17 protein-coding genes are annotated in these 13,978 nt (G+C 63.8%); 9 read left to right on the top strand and 8 right to left on the bottom strand.

Annotated features, from left to right (window positions below):
• Positions 1–21: 21 nt before the first annotated feature.
• From proC to J7573_RS09925, 8 genes are all read left to right on the top strand, one after another.
• Complete coding sequence (gene proC, locus J7573_RS09960; protein ID WP_294333812.1) at positions 22–840, top strand: pyrroline-5-carboxylate reductase; 819 nt, start codon at positions 22–24, stop codon at positions 838–840.
• Positions 841–850: 10 nt separating this feature from the next.
• Positions 851–1,441, top strand: a complete 591-nt coding sequence (locus J7573_RS09955) for a YggT family protein (protein WP_027920981.1) — start codon at positions 851–853, stop codon at positions 1,439–1,441.
• 88 nt (positions 1,442–1,529) lie between these two features.
• A complete protein-coding gene (locus tag J7573_RS09950; RefSeq protein WP_294333809.1) occupies positions 1,530–2,669 on the top strand; it encodes a homoserine O-acetyltransferase in 1,140 nt (379 codons plus the stop codon).
• Between the two features lie 7 nt (positions 2,670–2,676).
• Positions 2,677–3,297 carry a methionine biosynthesis protein MetW gene (metW, locus tag J7573_RS09945; RefSeq protein WP_015272149.1) on the top strand — a complete coding sequence of 207 codons (621 nt, stop codon included), beginning with the start codon at positions 2,677–2,679 and terminating at the stop codon, positions 3,295–3,297.
• 22 nt (positions 3,298–3,319) lie between these two features.
• Positions 3,320–3,754 carry a DUF4426 domain-containing protein gene (locus tag J7573_RS09940; protein WP_027920978.1) on the top strand — a complete coding sequence of 145 codons (435 nt, stop codon included), beginning with the start codon at positions 3,320–3,322 and terminating at the stop codon, positions 3,752–3,754.
• Positions 3,751–4,347, top strand: coding sequence for an RdgB/HAM1 family non-canonical purine NTP pyrophosphatase (gene rdgB, locus J7573_RS09935; RefSeq protein WP_294333795.1), 597 nt, complete (start codon positions 3,751–3,753; stop codon positions 4,345–4,347). The genes J7573_RS09940 and rdgB overlap by 4 nt, the downstream gene beginning before the upstream one ends.
• Complete coding sequence (hemW, locus tag J7573_RS09930) at positions 4,344–5,519, top strand: radical SAM family heme chaperone HemW (protein WP_294333792.1); 1,176 nt, start codon at positions 4,344–4,346, stop codon at positions 5,517–5,519. The genes rdgB and hemW overlap by 4 nt, the downstream gene beginning before the upstream one ends.
• A gap of 9 nt (positions 5,520–5,528) precedes the next feature.
• Positions 5,529–5,855, top strand: a complete 327-nt coding sequence (locus J7573_RS09925) for a DUF3392 family protein (protein ID WP_027920975.1) — start codon at positions 5,529–5,531, stop codon at positions 5,853–5,855.
• A gap of 632 nt (positions 5,856–6,487) precedes the next feature.
• On the opposite strand, the gene trmB is transcribed toward J7573_RS09925, so the two are convergent.
• From trmB to J7573_RS09905, 4 genes are all read right to left on the bottom strand, one after another.
• Positions 6,488–7,210 carry a tRNA (guanosine(46)-N7)-methyltransferase TrmB gene (trmB, locus tag J7573_RS09920; RefSeq protein WP_103446094.1) on the bottom strand — a complete coding sequence of 241 codons (723 nt, stop codon included), beginning with the start codon at positions 7,208–7,210 and terminating at the stop codon, positions 6,488–6,490.
• A gap of 9 nt (positions 7,211–7,219) precedes the next feature.
• The gene (locus tag J7573_RS09915; RefSeq protein WP_027920973.1) at positions 7,220–8,032 is read right to left on the bottom strand and encodes a thiazole synthase; all 813 of its coding nucleotides are present in this window, start codon (positions 8,030–8,032) and stop codon (positions 7,220–7,222) included.
• A gap of 54 nt (positions 8,033–8,086) precedes the next feature.
• Complete coding sequence (thiS, locus tag J7573_RS09910; RefSeq protein ID WP_033696634.1) at positions 8,087–8,287, bottom strand: sulfur carrier protein ThiS; 201 nt, start codon at positions 8,285–8,287, stop codon at positions 8,087–8,089.
• Between the two features lie 102 nt (positions 8,288–8,389).
• Positions 8,390–8,761: a DUF423 domain-containing protein gene (locus tag J7573_RS09905; RefSeq protein ID WP_060498067.1), complete on the bottom strand. Its 372-nt coding sequence runs from the start codon at positions 8,759–8,761 to the stop codon at positions 8,390–8,392.
• A gap of 64 nt (positions 8,762–8,825) precedes the next feature.
• Here J7573_RS09905 and mtgA point away from each other — a divergent pair, with 64 nt between their 5' ends.
• Positions 8,826–9,536, top strand: coding sequence for a monofunctional biosynthetic peptidoglycan transglycosylase (gene mtgA, locus J7573_RS09900; RefSeq protein WP_294334011.1), 711 nt, complete (start codon positions 8,826–8,828; stop codon positions 9,534–9,536).
• A 62-nt stretch (positions 9,537–9,598) separates the two neighbouring features.
• Here the strand turns inward: mtgA and rpoH are convergent, their stop codons facing one another.
• The 4 genes from rpoH to ftsY all read right to left on the bottom strand — a co-directional run bounded on the left by rpoH (position 9,599) and on the right by ftsY (position 13,775).
• Positions 9,599–10,453, bottom strand: a complete 855-nt coding sequence (gene rpoH, locus J7573_RS09895) for an RNA polymerase sigma factor RpoH (RefSeq protein ID WP_079230062.1) — start codon at positions 10,451–10,453, stop codon at positions 9,599–9,601.
• A gap of 111 nt (positions 10,454–10,564) precedes the next feature.
• On the bottom strand, positions 10,565–11,593 hold the full coding sequence (gene ftsX, locus J7573_RS09890; protein WP_079230063.1) for a permease-like cell division protein FtsX: 1,029 nt from the start codon (positions 11,591–11,593) through the stop codon (positions 10,565–10,567).
• A complete protein-coding gene (gene ftsE, locus J7573_RS09885; protein WP_012274659.1) occupies positions 11,590–12,261 on the bottom strand; it encodes a cell division ATP-binding protein FtsE in 672 nt (223 codons plus the stop codon). The genes ftsX and ftsE overlap by 4 nt, the downstream gene beginning before the upstream one ends.
• Positions 12,262–12,263: 2 nt before the next feature.
• Positions 12,264–13,775, bottom strand: a complete 1,512-nt coding sequence (ftsY, locus tag J7573_RS09880; protein ID WP_294333751.1) for a signal recognition particle-docking protein FtsY — start codon at positions 13,773–13,775, stop codon at positions 12,264–12,266.
• Positions 13,776–13,978 lie beyond the last annotated feature (203 nt).

Genomic DNA, 13,978 nt, shown 5'->3' with positions numbered 1-13,978 from the left:
TCTTTCCTTCAAGGACCTGACATGAGCAAGACACGTATTGCCTTTATCGGCGCCGGCAACATGGCCGCCAGCCTGATCGGCGGCCTGCGTGCCCAAGGCCTGGACGCGGCGCAGATCCGTGCCAGCGACCCCGGCGCCGAGACCCGCACCCGCGTCCAGGCCGAACACGGCATCGAGGCGTTCGAAGACAACGCCCAGGCCATTGCCGGTGCCGACGTGATCGTGCTGGCGGTGAAACCGCAGGTCATGAAGGCCGTGTGCGAGGCACTGAAGCCGAACCTGCAAGCTGGCCAGCTGATCGTCTCGATCGCCGCCGGCATCACCTGCGCCAGCCTGCAGACCTGGCTCGGCGCCCGCCCGGTGGTACGCTGCATGCCCAACACGCCAGCGCTGCTGCGCCAGGGCGTCAGCGGCCTGTACGCCACCGCTGAAGTGTCCGCCGTGCAACGCCAGCAGGCCGAGCAGCTGCTGTCGGCCGTCGGCACTGCCCTGTGGCTGGAGCAGGAGCAACAACTGGACGCCGTCACCGCGGTCTCCGGCAGTGGCCCGGCCTACTTCTTCCTGCTGATCGAAGCGATGACCGCTGCTGGCGAAAAACTGGGCCTGCCACGCGAAACCGCCTCGCAACTGACCCTGCAAACCGCCCTGGGCGCTGCGCGCATGGCCGTGGCCAGTGATGTCGACGCCGCAGAGCTGCGCCGCCGCGTCACCTCGCCAGCCGGCACCACCGAGGCGGCGATCAAGTCGTTCCAGGGCAATGGCTTCGAAGCCATCGTCGAGCAGGCGCTGAAAGCGGCGTCGAAGCGTTCCGCCGAGCTGGCCGAACAACTGGGCAAATAAGGAGCTGTTGATGAATGCACTGTCCGGCGCCGCGATCTTCGTGGTGCAAACCCTGGTCAGCCTGTACCTGGTGATCGTCCTGCTGCGCTTCGTGCTGCAGCTGGTCAAGGCCAACTTCTACAACCCACTGAGCCAGTTCGCCGTGCGCGCGACCCAGCCACTGCTCAAGCCGATCCGCCGGGTAATCCCCAGCATCGGTGGCCTGGACACTTCGTCGCTGCTGCTGGCGATCGTCATCCAGGCGCTGCTGATGGGCTTCGTGCTGATGGTCACCTACGGCACCTTCGGCGACGTCCTGCACTTGCTGATGTGGGCCATCATCGGCATCACCTCGCTGTTCCTGAAGATCTTCTGGGTGGCGATGATCGTCATGGTGATCGTTTCCTGGGTCGCACCGAACAGCCACAACCCGGCTGCCGAGCTGGCCTGGCAGATCAGCGAGCCGGTGCTGGCACCGTTCCGTCGCATCGTGCCCAACCTGGGCGGCATGGACATTTCGCCGATCTTCGCCTTCCTGGCGATCCAGGTGATCCAGTCGTTCGTCATGCCGCCGCTGGCCGCCTATGCCGGCATGCCACAGGAACTGTGGCGGATGATCTGACCCCGTGCGCACCTGGCGGCAAGCCTTTGCTTGCCGCTGGGGGTAGCGCTCTTTAGACTTACGCCTCCGTCAAGCGTGAGCAGGGTCGATGTCCACTGTCCTTCCCGAAGATTCCGTCGGTCTGGTTACACCGCAAACTGCCCGGTTCGATGAACCGCTGGCCCTGGCCTGCGGCCGTTCGCTGAACAGCTACGAGCTGGTCTACGAGACCTATGGCACCCTGAACGCCAGCGCGAGCAATGCCGTGCTGATCTGCCATGCCCTGTCCGGCCATCACCATGCCGCTGGCTACCATGCCGCCACCGACCGCAAGCCGGGCTGGTGGGACAGCTGCATCGGCCCCGGCAAGCCGATCGATACCAACCGCTTCTTCGTGGTCAGCCTGAACAACCTCGGCGGCTGCAATGGCAGCACCGGCCCGAGCAGCATCAACCCGGCCACCGGCAAGCCCTATGGCGCCGAGTTCCCGGTACTGACCGTGGAAGACTGGGTGCACAGCCAGGCGCGCCTGGCCGATCGCCTGGGTATCCAGCAGTGGGCGGCCATCGTCGGTGGCAGCCTGGGCGGCATGCAAGCCCTGCAATGGACCATGACCTACCCCGATCGCGTGCGCCACTGCGTGGACATCGCCTCGGCACCCAAGCTGTCGGCGCAGAACATCGCCTTCAACGAAGTGGCCCGCCAGGCCATCCTCACCGACCCCGAATTCCACGGTGGCTCGTTCCAGGACCAGGGCGTGATCCCCAAGCGCGGCCTGATGCTGGCGCGCATGGTCGGCCACATCACTTACCTGTCTGACGACTCGATGGGTGAGAAATTCGGCCGTGAGCTGAAGAGCGACAAGCTCAACTACGACTTCCACAGCGTCGAATTCCAGGTCGAGAGCTACCTGCGCTACCAGGGCGAGGAGTTCTCCGGCCGTTTCGACGCCAACACCTACCTGCTGATGACCAAGGCCCTGGACTATTTCGACCCGGCCGCGGCCAACGGTGGCGACCTGGCCGCCACCCTGGCCAACGTCAAGGCGGATTACTGCATCATGTCGTTCACCACCGACTGGCGCTTCTCGCCGGCCCGCTCGCGGGAGATCGTCGACGCCCTGATGGCGGCCCGCAAGAACGTCTGTTATCTGGAGATCGACTCGCCTTACGGCCACGATGCCTTCCTGATCCCCACGCCTCGCTACATGCAGGGTTTCGCGAACTACATGAACCGCATCGCCATCTGAGGACAGCATGAGAGCCGACCTGGAAATCATCCACGACTGGATTCCCGCCGGCAGCCGGGTACTCGACCTGGGCTGCGGCAGTGGCGAGCTGCTGGCCTCGCTGCGTGATCGCAAGCAGGTCACCGGCTATGGCCTGGAGATCGACGCCGACAACATCGCCGCCTGCGTGGCCAAGGGCGTCAACGTCATCGAACAGGACCTCGACAAGGGCCTGGGCAACTTTGCCAGCAACAGCTTCGACGTGGTGATCATGACCCAGGCCCTGCAGGCCGTGGAGTACCCTGACCGCATCCTCGACGAGATGCTGCGGGTGGGCCGCCAGTGCATCATCACCTTCCCCAACTTCGGCCACTGGCGCTGCCGCTGGTACCTGGCCACCAAGGGTCGCATGCCGGTTTCGGACTTCATGCCGTACACCTGGTACAACACGCCGAACATCCACTTCTGCACCTTTGCCGACTTCGAAGAGCTGTGCCATGAGCGCCGCGCCAAGGTCCTTGACCGCCTGGCCGTCGACCACTTGCACCGTAACGGGTGGGGTGGGCGGCTTTGGCCTAATCTTCTAGGTGAAATCGGCATCTATCGCGTCAGCAGCCCGGGCCTGCAGGAGCATCAACTGGCAGTCTGACGCCCACCGGAGGATTCGCACCATGCGTCGCCTAGCCCTGTTCCTGATCAGCCTGTGCCTGGCCCTGCCAGTGATGGCGGCCGATGCCGCCCGACCCGAGCGCAAGGAAGTTTTCGGCGACGTGACGGTGCACTACAGCGCCTTCACCTCGAGCATGCTGCAACCGGACATTGCCGCTGCCACCGGGCTCAACCGCAGCAAGAACCAAGGCGTGCTCAACATCGCCGTGCTCAAGGCCGACAAGCCCGCCATGGCGGTGGTCAGCGGCACGGTGAAGGACCTGACCGGGCGTACCAGCCCGCTGTCGTTCAAGCAGATAACCGACCAGGGCGCGGTGTACTACATCGCCCAGTTCAAGATCGAGCAGGCCGAGACCCTGACCTTCGACCTCAACGTCGAGACCGGCGGGGTCAGCCATCAACTCAGTTTCAACCAGGAAGTGTTCCCAGGCGAATGATGAATTTCCAGCAACTCGTATTGGCCAGCCACAACGCCGGCAAACTCAAGGAACTCCAGGCCATGCTCGGCCAGTCGGTCCAGCTGCGCTCGATCGGTGAGTTCAGCCAGGTAGAGCCCGAAGAGACCGGCCTGTCGTTCGTCGAGAATGCCATCCTCAAGGCCCGCAACGCTGCGCGTATCTCCGGCCTGCCGGCCTTGGCCGACGATTCCGGCCTGGCCGTGGACTTCCTCGGCGGCGCGCCAGGCATCTACTCGGCGCGTTATGCCGATGGCAAGGGTGACGCGGCGAACAACGCCAAGCTGCTCGAAGCCCTGAAGGACGTGCCGCCAGAGCAGCGCGGCGCCCAGTTCGTCTGCGTGCTGGCCCTGGTGCGCCACGCCGATGACCCGCTGCCGATCCTCTGCGAAGGCCTGTGGCACGGCAGCATCCTGTTCGAGGCCAGCGGCGAGCATGGCTTCGGCTACGACCCGCTGTTCTGGGTACCGGAGCGCAAGTGCTCCAGCGCCGACCTCGCCCCTGTGGATAAGAACCAGCTCAGCCACCGCGCCCGCGCCATGGCCCTGCTGCGTCAACGTCTGGGCCTGGCATGATCGCAACGCTGTCCCAAGCTGGCGCGGTGGCGCTCTCCAGCCTGCCGCCGCTGGCGCTGTACATCCACATCCCGTGGTGTGTACGCAAATGCCCTTATTGCGACTTCAACTCCCATGCCGCCGGGCCTGAGCTGCCGGAAGAGGCCTACGTCGACGCCCTGTTGACCGACCTCGACCTGGAGCTGGCCGCCGTGCAGGGCCGGACCCTGTCGTCGATCTTCTTCGGCGGTGGTACGCCGAGCCTGTTCAGTGCCAATGCCCTGGGGCGCCTGCTGCGGGGCGTGGAGCAGCGTATCCCGTTCGCAGCGGACATCGAGATCACGCTCGAGGCCAACCCAGGCACCTTCGAGCAAGAGAAGTTCAAGGCCTACCGGCAGACCGGCATCAACCGCCTGTCGATCGGCGTGCAAAGTTTCCAGCCGGCCAAACTGGAAGCGCTGGGGCGCATCCACAATGGCGATGAAGCAATCCGTGCCGCTGGCATGGCGCGTGCGGCCGGCTTCGACAACTTCAACATGGACCTGATGCACGGCCTGCCCGACCAGTCGCTGGACGACGCCCTGGGCGACCTGCGCCAGGCCATCGACCTCGGGCCGACCCATCTGTCGTGGTACCAGCTGACCGTCGAGCCGAACACGGTGTTCTGGAATCAACCGCCGGAGCTGCCTGAAGACGACATCCTCTGGGACATCCAGGAAGCCGGCCAGGCGCTGATGGCGGCCAACGGTTTTAAGCAGTATGAAGTTTCGGCCTATGCCCAGGCTGACCGTGCCGCACGGCACAACCTCAACTACTGGCGATTTGGTGACTTCATCGGCATCGGTGCCGGTGCCCACGGCAAGCTCACCTTTGCCGATGGCCGTATCTTGCGCACCTGGAAGACCCGCCTGCCCAAGGACTACCTGAACCTGGCCAAGCCGTTCAAGGCCGGCGAGAAGCTGTTGCCGGTGGACGAGCTGCCGTTCGAGTTCCTGATGAACGCCCTGCGCCTCACCGATGGTGTGGAAGCTGAGCTGTTCACCCAGCGCACCGGGCTGCCCCTGGCGCAGCTGGCCGAAGCCCGCTGCGCAGCCGAACAAAAGGGCCTTTTGCAGGTCGAACCGGATCGACTGGTGGCCACGCCGCGCGGCCAGCTGTTCCTCAATGACCTGCTGCAGTATTTCTTGACCTAAGGATGACCCATGGATCTGGTACTTGATCTGCTCGCCACGGTTTCCCGCTGGAGCCGCAGCAATCTGTCTGAGATTTCCCTGGCCCTGGTAGGCTGCCTGCTGGTGCTGTTCGGCACCGATATCAAAGGCTGGGTGGACCAGCGCCTGGGTGCCCTGGCGGGCGCGCTGCGGGTGCCGGTGATGGCTGCCCTGGTGATGATCGGCAGTGGTGCGGCGCTGATCTATGCCACACCGTGGGTGGTGAAGGGGTTGGGGCAGTTCAACAACTACGCGCTGGCGCCAGTGTTGTTGGTGGTGCTGGTGTTGATTGGCGTGGTGGCTGACCGCCGCGGGTGAACCTGCTAAAAGCTGCCCCGGGGAACCAGGGCAGCCCTACCACCTGACTAGCCCTTACTGGGCGTCATCGAAGTGATCGCGCATGAAATCCCGGGCGGACTTGAGCACAGTCAAGATCCGGATGAGCTTCCAGACGCGGCTCAGCGCATCAAGCAAACGCTTCATAAGCCTTGGCCTCCGTGTTGGCGGGCCAATCTTCCAGCATCTAACCGGCGCTTCGATGCCTTCGAAAACCATGTGAATGATTTCAGTGAAGTGGCCAGGTAAATGGCCCTTCGAGCAGAGTCACCGGCACGGTTCTCAGGCCGTGTCGAAGGGGCCGGAAAGCAGAATTCTTCTCCTACCCGGCCCATCACCGATTCTCATCCACACAGGAGCAGCGCGATCACACTTGGGATGTAATGCCAAAGCTGTTAATAGCTCCGTCACACATGATGCTGAATATTGCTGATCATTGACGCGCCATCTGAGGCTACCTATGATCGGCTGACCATGTGAGTGTTTTCGGTGAAGCCCCTGAGCGAAGGATACTCAGTCCTGTCGCTCCCATAAAAAAACCGCTCTTTCTCAGAGCGGTTTTTTTCGCCTGCATTTCTACAAGCCTCAGCGTATCGAAAGGCTCAATTCGCCAATCAATCCACCTTCTCGAACTTCAAATCCCACACCCCATGCCCCAACCGCTCGCCGCGGCGTTCGAACTTGGTGATAGGGCGCTCTTCCGGGCGCGGCACGTAGGTACCGTCTTCAGCACGGTTGCGATAACCCGGGGCGGCGCTCATCACTTCCAGCATGTACTCGGCATACGGCTCCCAGTCGGTGGCCATGTGGAACACGCCACCAGGCTTGAGCTTGCGACGCACCAATTCTGCGAACTCCAGCTGGACGATGCGGCGCTTGTGGTGACGCGCCTTGTGCCACGGGTCAGGGAAGAACAGCATCAGGCGGTCGAGGCTGTTGTCGGCCACGCAGCGGTTGAGCACTTCAATCGCATCGCAGTCGTACACCCGCAGGTTCTTCAGGCCCTGGGTCAGCACGCCGTTGAGCAGCGCGCCAACACCCGGACGGTGCACTTCGACACCGATGAAGTCCTGCTCAGGCGCGGCAGCGGCCATTTCCAGCAGGGAATGGCCCATGCCGAAGCCGATCTCCAGGGTGCGCGGCGCCGAACGGCCGAACACCTGGTCGTAGTCCACCGGGCTGTCAGCCAGCGGCAGGATGAACTGCGGGCCGCCCTGGTCGAGGCCGCGTTGCTGGCCTTCGGTCATGCGCCCGGCGCGCATCACGAAGCTCTTGATGCGGCGGTGTGGGCGCTGGTCGCCGTCGGCGGAGATCGGCGTATCTTGCGAGTCAGTCATCAGGGGCTCTTACTTGATCAGACCATCCAGCGGCGAAGAGGCGCTGGCATAAAGTTTTTTCGGCATGCGGCCGGCCAGGTAGGCCATGCGGCCAGCCAGGATGGCGTGCTTCATGGCCTCGGCCATCAGCACCGGCTGCTGGGCGTGGGCGATGGCCGAGTTCATCAGCACGGCTTCACAGCCCATTTCCATGGCGATGGTGGCGTCGGAAGCAGTACCCACACCGGCGTCAACCAGCACCGGCACCTTGGACTCTTCCAGGATGATCTGCAGGTTGTACGGGTTGCAGATGCCCAGGCCAGTGCCGATCAGGCCGGCCAGCGGCATCACCGCGATGCAGCCGGCTTCGGCCAGCTGGCGGGCGATGATCGGATCGTCGCTGGTGTAGACCATCACGTCGAACCCGTCCTTGACCAGCACTTCGGCGGCCTTGAGGGTTTCGATCACGTTGGGGAACAGGGTTTTCTGGTCGGCCAGCACTTCCAGCTTCACCAGGGTGCGCGACTCGTGGGACTTGTGGCCATCGAGCAGCTCGCGGGCCAGACGGCAGGTACGCACCGCCTCGACAGCGTCAAAGCAACCTGCGGTGTTTGGCAGGATGGTGTACTTGTCGGGCGACAGCACGTCGAGCAGGTTCGGCTCGCCCGCATTCTGGCCAAGGTTGGTCCGGCGCACGGCCACGGTGACGATCTCGGCACCCGAGGCCTCGGTGGCCAGGCGGGTTTCTTCCATGTCACGGTACTTGCCGGTGCCGACCAGCAGGCGCGACTGGAAAGTGCGCCCGGCCAGGATGAAGGGCTTGTCGCTACGAACGTTGCTCATCGTTGTTCCTCGGGAAAAGATTGCTGGGCTTGCAGGTGAATCGCCGGGCCGGGCTCAGCCGCCACCGATGGCGTGGACCACTTCGACCTGGTCGCCTTCGTTCAGCTGCGTGCTGTCGTGCTGGCTACGCGGCACGATATCCAGGTTGAGTTCCACCGCTACCCGGCGCCCGGTCAGTTCCAGGCGGGTCAGCAGGGCCGCGACGCTTTCGCCAGCGGGTAATTCGTAAGGTTCACCGTTCAGTTGAATGCGCATGCGCACGGCCACCATAGTTCTTTGGGGCCCGCATTCTAGCGCCGATCCACGCACGAACCCAAGGGCGCTGCACGCCATTAGTCGCGATTGTGGACCGTTTGGTCAGCCCAGGCGCCAGGCAGCCAGACCCAGGCACAGCCAGCCAGCGAGGAAGCACAGGCCACCGATGGGGGTGATGATACCCAGCTTGCCCAGGCCGCTGAGGGTCAGCAGGTACAGGCTACCGGAGAACAGCACGATCCCCAGGGCGAACAGACCGCCGGCCCAGCCGACCAGGCGCCCCGGCAGGTGCGCCGACAGCACGGCGACACCGAAGATCGCCAGGGCATGCACCAGCTGATAGGTCACCCCTGTGTGGAAAATGGCCAGGTAATCGGCCGTCAGGCGGTTCTTCAGCCCATGTGCGGCGAACGCGCCCAGGGCGACGCCGGTAAAGCCGAAGAAGGCGGCGAGCATGAGGAAGCTGCGAAGCATGGGACGACTCCTGGTATCGGGTCTGTATAATGGCCCGTTCCACCGGTCCGGCCAAGCCATCGCCATGCTGTCATCCATTATCCGCCGCCTCGTCCGCGCCCTGCTCTGGTTCGCTGCCGGCAGCATCGTGCTGGTGCTGGTGTTTCGCTGGGTACCACCGCCTGGCACGGCCTTGATGCTCGAGCGCAAGGTGCAATCATGGGTGAGTGGCGAACCGATCGACCTGCAGCGCGACTGGGAACCGTGGGAAAACATCTCCGACGAGCTCAAGGTGGCGGTCATCGCCGGTGAGGACCAGAAGTTCGCCAACCATTGGGGCTTCGACATTCCGGCCATCCAGGCGGCGCTGGCGTACAACGAGCGTGGCGGCAGCATTCGTGGCGCCAGCACCCTGACTCAGCAGGTGGCCAAGAACCTGTTCCTGTGGTCGGGTCGCAGCTATTTCCGCAAGGGCCTGGAGGCCTGGTTCACCGCGCTGATCGAACTGTTCTGGTCGAAGGAGCGGATTCTCGAGGTCTACCTGAACAGTGCCGAGTGGGGCAAAGGTGTGTTCGGTGCGCAGGCTGCGGCGCGTTATCACTTTGGCGTCGATGCCAGCCGACTGACCCGCCAGCAGGCCGCTCAGCTGGCCGCCGTGCTGCCGAGCCCGATCAAATGGAGTGCCAGCCGGCCCAGCGCCTATGTGGCCAGCCGGGCAGGCTGGATTCGCCGGCAGATGAGCCAGCTGGGCGGGCCCAGCTACCTGATGCAACTGGACAGCTCGCGCAGGCCATGAGCCTCCACAAAAAAGCCGCTCACCCTCTCGGGTCAGCGGCTTTTCAATGCAGCCAGGCTTGATCAGATGGTGATCAGCGCCTTGACCTTGTTCATCGCATTCTTCTCCAGCTGGCGAATACGCTCAGCCGACACGCTATACTTGTCAGCCAGCTCATGCAACGTGGCCTTTTCTTCCGCCAACCAGCGCTGGTAGAGAATATCGCGGCTACGGTCATCCAGGCCTTGCAGTGCTTCGTGCAGGTTGCTGGTGGAGTTGTCGCTCCAGTCGGCATCCTCCAGCTGCACAGCCGGGTCGTAGCGGTGGTCTTCCAGATAATGCGCTGGCGACTGGAAGGCGCTGTCGTCATCCGCTTCGGCTGCCGGGTCGAAGGCCATGTCCTGGCCACTCAGGCGGCTTTCCATCTCGCGTACTTCACGGGGCTCGACGCCGAGGCTTTCCGCCACGCGATGCACTTCGTCGTTGTTCAGCCAGGCCAGACGCTTCTTCTGGCTGCGCAGGTTGAAGAACAGCTTGCGCTGGGCCTTGGTGGTGGCCACTTTGACGATGCGCCAGTTGCGCAGGATGAATTCGTGGATCTCTGCCTTGATCCAGTGCACGGCGAAGGACACCAGGCGCACACCCATTTCCGGGTTGAAGCGCTTGACCGCCTTCATCAGGCCGACGTTGCCTTCCTGGATCAGGTCGGCCTGGGCCAGCCCGTAGCCTGCATAGCTACGCGCAATATGTACAACGAAACGCAGGTGGGCCATCACCATTTGCCGAGCGGCCTCGAGATCCTGCTCGTAGTAGAGACGCTCGGCCAGATCACGCTCCTGCTCGACAGACAACAGCGGGATGCTGTTGACCGTGTGCACGTAGGCTTCCAGGTTTGCACCGGGTACCAGGGCATAGGCAGGTTGCAACGATGTGGTCATTCAAGAACCTCCGACTTACAAAACTCGCGCCTTGTGAGCGCTGCCAACATTGACCCGGAACGACCGTACAAGTTCCATCGTGAAGAAAATGTCAATGCTGGCACGTAAAAACTATCGCGGCGCCAGCTCGTTCAAGTGGCGAGCGACGGCGATCCATGCACCGATATACCCCAACAGCACCGCTCCGATCAAGAGCGACAGACCATCGGACGCCGGCACCCCGCCCAGGGCGAAGTCACTGCCATACAGCCCGGACAGCCCTACCACGGCCTCGTTCAGCCAGTTCAGGCCGAAAGCCAGGATGGCCCAGGCCAGCACGCCCGCACCCAGGCCGTACAAGGCGCCCATGTACAGGAAGGGCCGGCGTACGTAGCTGTCGGTGCCGCCTACCAGCTTGATCACTTCGATCTCGATACGGCGGTTTTCGATATGTAGACGAATTGTGTTACCGATTACTAACAGCAGCGCAGAAATCAGCATCACTGCCAGGCCGAAGACAAAACGGTCGCCCAGCTTGAGGATTGCAGCCAGGCGCTCCACCCATACCAGATCCAGCTGTGCGTTCTCCACCCTTGGCAGCTCCGACAGGCGCTGACGCAGGGCTTCCAGGGCCGGCTTGTCGACTTCGGTCGGGGTCACCACCACCACACCGGGCAAAGGGTTATCAGGCAGCTCGCGCAGGGCTTCGCCCAGCCCGGACTGCTGCTGGAACTCTTCCAGGGCCTGCCCGGGGCTTACGTACTGGGCGTCGGCGACGCCCGGCATGCGCCTGATGTCGTCGCGCAGGGCTTCACCCTGCTGGCTGCCCGCATCGAGCTTGAGGTATAGCGAAATTTGCGCAGCGCGCTGCCAGGAGCCACCCAGCACCTCGATGTTCTTCAACAGCAGCGACAGGCCCATGGGCATGCTCAGGGCCACGGCCATCACCAGGCAGGTAAAGAAGCTACCGATCGGCTGCTTGCCCAGGCGTCGCAGGCTATCGGCCAGACTGGCACGATGGCTTTCCAGCCAGGCGTGCAGCAGGGTGCGGAAGTCCGGGCCGTCGTCGTCGTGATCGCCGCCCTTCTTCTTGGCCGGCTGCGGGTCGGCAGCCTTGGGCGCAACGCGCTCGGAAACCTTTGGTGTACGTGTAGTGCTCATTGCCCGGCCTCCCCATCGCCGATCAGACGACCGCGCTGCAGGGTCAGCATGCGGTGGCGCATGCGCGCAATCAGTGCCAGGTCGTGACTGGCGATCAGAACCGTGGTGCCCAGGCGGTTGATGTCCTCGAACACACCCATGATCTCCGCAGCCAGGCGCGGGTCGAGGTTACCGGTGGGTTCGTCCGCCAGCAGCAGGGCTGGCTGGTGAACGATGGCGCGGGCGATACCGACCCGCTGCTGCTGGCCAGTGGACAGGTCGGCCGGGAACAGCTCGCCCTTGTCGGACAGCGAAACGCGCTCCAGCGCCGAATCCACGCGCTTGGCGATCTCGGCCTTGGACAAGCCGAGAATCTGCAACGGCAGGGCGATGTTGTTGAACACCGTGCGGTCGAACAGCAGCTGGTGGTTCTGGAACACCACGCCGATCTGCCGGCGCAGGAACGGGATCTGCGCATTGCTGATCTGGCCCAGGTCCTGCCCGGCCAGCATCAGCTTACCGCTGGTCGGGCGTTCCATGGCCAGCAGCAGGCGCAGCAAGGTGCTCTTGCCCGCGCCCGAGTGCCCGGTGACGAACAGGAATTCGCCCCGGCGCGCCCGGAAACTCAGCTCATGCAAGCCGACATGGCCGTTAGGGTAGCGCTTGGCAACCTGTTCGAATCGGATCATGGTCAGTCTCGCTCGGCGAACAGAGCCTTGACGAACGGCTCGGCTTCGAAAGTACGCAGGTCGTCGATACCTTCACCGACGCCGATGAAGCGGATCGGGATGCTGAACTGCTTGGCCAGGGCAAAGATCACCCCGCCTTTGGCAGTGCCGTCCAGCTTGGTCAGGGCCAGGCCGGTCAGTTCGACGCTCTGGTTGAAGTACTTGGCCTGGCTGATGGCGTTCTGCCCGGTACCGGCGTCGAGCACCAGCAGCACCTCGTGCGGTGCCTCGGCGTCGAGCTTGCCGATGACCCGGCGGACCTTCTTCAGCTCTTCCATCAGGTTGTCTTTGGTGTGCAGGCGGCCGGCGGTATCGGCGATCAGCACATCGACACCACGGGCCTTGGCGGCCTGCACGGCGTCGAAGATCACCGAGGCGGAATCGGCGCCGGTGTGCTGGGCGATCACCGGGATCTGGTTACGCTCGCCCCAGACCTGCAGCTGCTCAACGGCAGCGGCACGGAAGGTGTCACCGGCAGCCAGCATGACCTTCTTGCCTTCCAGCTGCAGCTTCTTGGCCAGCTTGCCGATGGTGGTGGTCTTGCCGGCACCGTTCACACCAACCACGAGGATCACGTAGGGCTTGTTCTGCGCCTGGACCTTCAGCGGCTGCTCGACCGGGCGCAGCAGTGCGGCCAGTTCTTCCTGCAGTGACTTGTACAGCGCGTCGGCGTCAGCCAGCTGCTTGCGGGCAACCTTCTGGGTCAGGTTCTGGACGATGGCCGAGGTTGCCTCGACGCCGACGTCGGCGGTCAACAGGCGGGTTTCGATCTCGTCGAGCAGGTCGTCATCGATAACCTTTTTGCCCAGGAACAGGCTGGCCATGCCTTCGCCGATGCTGGCGCTGGTCTTCGACAGGCCCTGCTTGAGGCGGGCGAAGAAACCAGGCTTGGACTGCTCGCTGGCAACCGGGGCAGCCACCACGGGGGCTGGTTCCGGTTCGGCGGGCGCAGGGGCCGCGACCGGGGCCACGACCACCGGCTCCGGTGCAGGACGTTCCGGTATCACCGGCGGCGCCTTCGGCTCCAGGTCCGGCACCAGCGCCACAGGCTCTTCGGCGACCGGAAGCACCAGGTTGCTGACAGGGGCGGCATGCTCGACCACCGGGGCAACCTCGACCGGTGCTGCTTGCAGAGGCAGGGAGGCGACAGGTTCAGGCACCGGTGCGACCAGCGGCGCAGAGGCAATCGGCTCAGGCTCAGGCGCCTGCACTGGCTGGGAAGCGACCGGCTCTGGCACAGGCGCTTCGACCACCGTGGACACAGGCGGTGCAGGCTGCGGCGCCTCGACCAGCTGCTGCTCGGCTGCAGGCTGCGGCGCTACCGGCTCGGCCGGCTGCACCTCGGGCGCTTGTGGCTCAGGCGTTTGAGGCTGTTCGGCGACAGGTTGCTGCGGCTTCTTGCGAAACCAGCTGAACAGGCCTTTTTTCTCGCCAGCCTCGGCCGGCGCTTTTTTGTCGTCGTTGGAACCAAACATGGAAGACGGCTATCTCAGGGTAGCGATGGGCCAGCAGCTGGCACATCGGAAATTCTCTAAACGCAGAACAGACTATTTTGAATCCGACTGGTTCATGCGCAATGTTTTGTCTTAAAGGGCCTGCGGGCCAGAACGGCGACAGGCATGGTCGCCAGGCAACCGGATCAGTATCCTAGCACCTCCTGGCCCGCCGACGCTAAACC

The sequence above is a fragment of the Pseudomonas sp. genome (assembly GCF_017744435.1).
Classification (GTDB): domain Bacteria; phylum Pseudomonadota; class Gammaproteobacteria; order Pseudomonadales; family Pseudomonadaceae; genus Aquipseudomonas.
The sequence above is the reverse complement of the archived record's forward strand: the minus strand, read 5'-3'. Positions and strand labels throughout refer to the sequence as shown.

Bases quoted from the DNA above. Each gene is read 5' to 3' on its own strand.
- proC (WP_294333812.1), top strand. From the start codon at position 22: ATGAGCAAGACACGTATTGCCTTTATCGGCGCCGGCAACATGGCCGCC.
- J7573_RS09955 (WP_027920981.1), top strand. From the start codon at position 851: ATGAATGCACTGTCCGGCGCCGCGATCTTCGTGGTGCAAACCCTGGTC.
- J7573_RS09950 (WP_294333809.1), top strand. From the start codon at position 1,530: ATGTCCACTGTCCTTCCCGAAGATTCCGTCGGTCTGGTTACACCGCAA.
- metW (WP_015272149.1), top strand. From the start codon at position 2,677: ATGAGAGCCGACCTGGAAATCATCCACGACTGGATTCCCGCCGGCAGC.
- J7573_RS09940 (WP_027920978.1), top strand. From the start codon at position 3,320: ATGCGTCGCCTAGCCCTGTTCCTGATCAGCCTGTGCCTGGCCCTGCCA.
- rdgB (WP_294333795.1), top strand. From the start codon at position 3,751: ATGATGAATTTCCAGCAACTCGTATTGGCCAGCCACAACGCCGGCAAA.
- hemW (WP_294333792.1), top strand. From the start codon at position 4,344: ATGATCGCAACGCTGTCCCAAGCTGGCGCGGTGGCGCTCTCCAGCCTG.
- J7573_RS09925 (WP_027920975.1), top strand. From the start codon at position 5,529: ATGGATCTGGTACTTGATCTGCTCGCCACGGTTTCCCGCTGGAGCCGC.
- trmB (WP_103446094.1), bottom strand. From the start codon at position 7,210: ATGACTGACTCGCAAGATACGCCGATCTCCGCCGACGGCGACCAGCGC.
- J7573_RS09915 (WP_027920973.1), bottom strand. From the start codon at position 8,032: ATGAGCAACGTTCGTAGCGACAAGCCCTTCATCCTGGCCGGGCGCACT.
- thiS (WP_033696634.1), bottom strand. From the start codon at position 8,287: ATGCGCATTCAACTGAACGGTGAACCTTACGAATTACCCGCTGGCGAA.
- J7573_RS09905 (WP_060498067.1), bottom strand. From the start codon at position 8,761: ATGCTTCGCAGCTTCCTCATGCTCGCCGCCTTCTTCGGCTTTACCGGC.
- mtgA (WP_294334011.1), top strand. From the start codon at position 8,826: ATGCTGTCATCCATTATCCGCCGCCTCGTCCGCGCCCTGCTCTGGTTC.
- rpoH (WP_079230062.1), bottom strand. From the start codon at position 10,453: ATGACCACATCGTTGCAACCTGCCTATGCCCTGGTACCCGGTGCAAAC.
- ftsX (WP_079230063.1), bottom strand. From the start codon at position 11,593: ATGAGCACTACACGTACACCAAAGGTTTCCGAGCGCGTTGCGCCCAAG.
- ftsE (WP_012274659.1), bottom strand. From the start codon at position 12,261: ATGATCCGATTCGAACAGGTTGCCAAGCGCTACCCTAACGGCCATGTC.
- ftsY (WP_294333751.1), bottom strand. From the start codon at position 13,775: ATGTTTGGTTCCAACGACGACAAAAAAGCGCCGGCCGAGGCTGGCGAG.